1 pseudogene is annotated in these 2,356 nt (G+C 61.9%); it reads right to left on the reverse strand.

The features are described from left to right. A pseudogene (locus WCG50_RS18955) lies at window positions 1-2,356 on the reverse strand (excinuclease ABC subunit UvrA); the annotation flags it as partial.

The following is a 2,356-nucleotide window of genomic DNA, read 5'->3' on the forward strand; positions in this document are numbered from 1 at the left end:
TCCAGAATCTCGGGGCGGTAGCGCTTGCCATCGCAATCGGGACAGCGCAGGTAGACGTCGCTCAAGAACTGCATCTCAACGTGCTCGAAGCCCGAACCACCGCAGGTGGCGCAGCGGCCATCGCCATTGTTGAAGCTGAATTTGGTGGCGGTGTAGCTGCGTTGGCGAGACAAGGGCGCCGTGGCAAAAATCTCGCGGATGGCATCCCAGGCACCGACATAACTGGCCGGGTTGGAACGCGCTGTTTTACCAATCGGGGACTGGTCCACAAACACCACATCGCTCAACATTTCGGCGCCCAGCAGACGCTCAAAAGCGCCCGGCGTTTCGGTGGCTTTGCCAAAGTGGCGCAGCAACGCAGGCGCCAAAATATCCTGAATCAAGGTCGACTTGCCGGAGCCGCTGACACCGGTGACGCACACCAGACGCTGCAACGGAAACTCAACGGTGACGTTCTTCAGGTTGTGGTCACTCGCTCCTTCCAGAATCAGACGCGGCGTGGCCGCATCGACCAGCCGTTTAAAGCCCATGCCAACCTGTTTGCGCCCACCGAGATAAGCGCCCGTCAACGTATCCGCATGACGCAGATCCGAAGTGGAACCGTCAAACACAATTTGCCCCCCGCGCTCACCGGGGCCAGGCCCCATGTCGATCATCCGGTCAGCTGCCAGCATCACCGCCGGGTCGTGCTCCACCACCACCAAGGTGTTGCCAGCGTCGCGCAGGCGCTGCATGGCCACAATGATGCGGTGCATGTCACGCGGATGCAGGCCGATGCTGGGCTCGTCCAGCACAAAAAGAGTGTTCACCAGCGAGGTGCCCAGGGCGGTCGTGAGGTTGATACGCTGCACTTCACCGCCCGACAAGGTGCGGCTCTGCCGGTCCAAGGTGAGGTAGCCAATGCCGACGTCACACAGGTATTTCAGCCGGGTACAAACCTCCTCAAACAGGAGTTTCATGGTCTTCAACTCCGCCGATGACCGGGCGGGATTGGGGGTTGCGCCCTCCCCCAATCCCGCCTGCAGCGCATCAAAGAAGCGCCGCAACCTATCCAGCGGCATCAACATCAGGTCGTGCAAACACAGCCCCGGCAGCGCTTCAAGTTGCGCACGCGACCACTTCACCCCCACCGGCATAAACCGCTTGACAGGGTCCAGCACCAAATCGGCATCGGCCTTGCCGCCGATGCGCCACAACAGGCTCTCGGTCTTCAGCCGGGCACCGCCGCACACCCCGCACGGCGTGTAACTGCGGTACTTGGACAGCAGCACCCGAATGTGCATTTTGTAGGACTTGGTCTCCAGGTATTCGAAGAATCGCTTGATGCCAAACCAGTGCTGGCTCCACTTGCCATTCCAGTTGGGCGAACCGTTGATCACCCAATACTGCTGCGCGGGCGTGAGCTTGTTCCACGGCGTGTCGCGCGGGATGCCCGCCGCCTCGGCATGGCGCATCAAGTCGGCCTGCGCCTCGGCCCAGGCCGGTGTTTGCATCGGCTTGACCGCGCCGGAGCGCAGCGTCAGTTTGTCATTGGGAATCACCAACCCGTAGTCCACGCCAATCACCCGGCCAAAGCCGCGACAGGTATCGCACGCGCCCACGGCGGAGTTGAACGAAAACGCCGACGCAATCGGGTCGACGTAGCGCACATCGCTCTCAGGGCAATGCAGGCCGGTAGAAAACTTCCAGACCGGCGGCGCCGCCACCGCTATTGATTCAGTAGCTGCTTGCGCAGGATGGACGGTGGCTAGAGCCTCATTGAGCACATAAACACTGAGGCGACCACTGCCGTGTTTGAGCGCGACCTCGATCGCCTCCAGCACCCGCGCACGCTCGACGTTGCCCAGCCGGAACCGGTCGGCCACCACATCGAGAACCTTGCGCGGCCCGGTGGGCGTGGCCCGTTCTCGTTGCGCCTGCACCTTGGTAAATCCACTGACCGAGAGCCATTGATCAATCTCGTCAGGCGTGGTGCTGGCAGGCAACTCCACCGCAAAAGTGATGGCCAGCCGGACATCGTCCGCCCCGACCCGCTCAAGGAGTTGCGCGTAAATGGTTTCAGCCGAGTCGTGGCGCACCGGTGATGCGGTCTCGCGGTCGAACAACTGTCCGGCACGGGCAAACAACAGCTTCAGATGGTCATTAAGCTCAGTCATCGTGCCCACGGTGGAGCGCGAGGAGCGCACCGGGTTGGTCTGGTCGATGGCAATGGCGGGCGGCACGCCTTCAACCTTGTCAACGGCGGGCTTGTCCATGCGGTCCAAAAACTGGCGGGCGTAGGCCGAGAAGGTCTCGACGTAACGTCGCTGGCCCTCGGCATACAGCGTGTCAAACACCAGACTCGACTTGCCCGAAC

Source organism: Rhodoferax sp., assembly GCF_037143375.1.
Taxonomy (GTDB): domain Bacteria; phylum Pseudomonadota; class Gammaproteobacteria; order Burkholderiales; family Burkholderiaceae_C; genus Rhodoferax.